Source organism: Hydrogenophaga sp. FG152 (genome assembly GCF_057809615.1).
In genome coordinates, this window is sequence record NZ_JBMDKH010000046.1 from 1 (window position 1) to 1,003 (window position 1,003).

Annotated in this window: 1 protein-coding gene; it reads left to right on the forward strand. The window is 60.0% G+C overall.

Annotated elements, in window-relative coordinates; genetic code table 11:
• Positions 1–2 precede the first annotated feature (2 nt).
• Positions 3–1,003: DUF4158 domain-containing protein (locus ACODTB_RS25780; RefSeq protein WP_488929880.1), on the forward strand; the 1,001-nt coding region annotated here is incomplete at its 3' end.

A 1,003-nucleotide genomic window follows, 5' to 3' on the forward strand; every position in this document is an offset into this window, starting at 1 on the left:
GGATGCGTGGGCTCCCCCGCGATATCAGCGACTTCGAGATGAAGGCATTTTTCACCTTCGATGGTGCCGAGCGCGACGCAATCAATGCACGCCGAGGTGATTCCCACAAGCTTGGTCTGGCGCTCCATATTGGTTTCCTGCGCATGAGTGGGCGTTTGCTCGGTGCCTTTCGGGTAATTCCAGTAGCCTTGTGGCGCCACCTTGGCAACGAGCTTGGCATTGCAGCACCAGAAGTCGCCTCGCTGAGAGCCATGTATGAACGCGGGCGCACGCTATTCGATCACCAACAAGTAGCCTGCACGGTCCTTGGATTCCAGTGGATGAGCGAGCACCAGCGCCGCTCACTGGTACGTGAACTGCGCGACGAAGTGGCGCGCTGCGCCGACCGCGATCAGCTACTCGTGCGGGCGCGTCAATGGCTGTACAAGAACAAGCTGGTGATCGTGCACGAGCGGGCAATTCGGACACTGATTGCGGCGGCACTTGCCCAGCTTGAAGTTGAAACAGGCACCGCCATCGCCGCCAGCGTTGATCCAGCAACACTTGATCGCTGGCGAGCCTCAGTTTCAGAGCTGCGCCCAGATGGACAAACCCAGCAGAGTTGGCTATGGGCTGCACCGGCGAAACACTCAACCCGCCAAATCAGCGAGGTACTGGAGCGCATCGACCTGCTTTACACGCTGGACGTTCATAAGCACCTGGCAGACATCCCCGATCTCATCTTGCGCCGCTACGCGCGCCGACTTGTCTCCAGGCCGCCCTCAGCCGGAGCCAAGATCAAAGAGCCAGCGCGCACCGTGGAGGTCGCATGCTTTCTTCGGTATTGCCTGTTCACCACCACAGACCAGTTGATCCTTATGGTGCAGCGCCGGATCGCCGATCTGTGGCGTCAGGCTGCCGCCGATGTCCCCGCTACCGTCAATTGGGCCGCAATGTACAAAACGCTGCTCGGCGAACTTGTTGCCTTGAGCGCGCAAGGTGCGGTGCCAGATGCTGAGTTGCG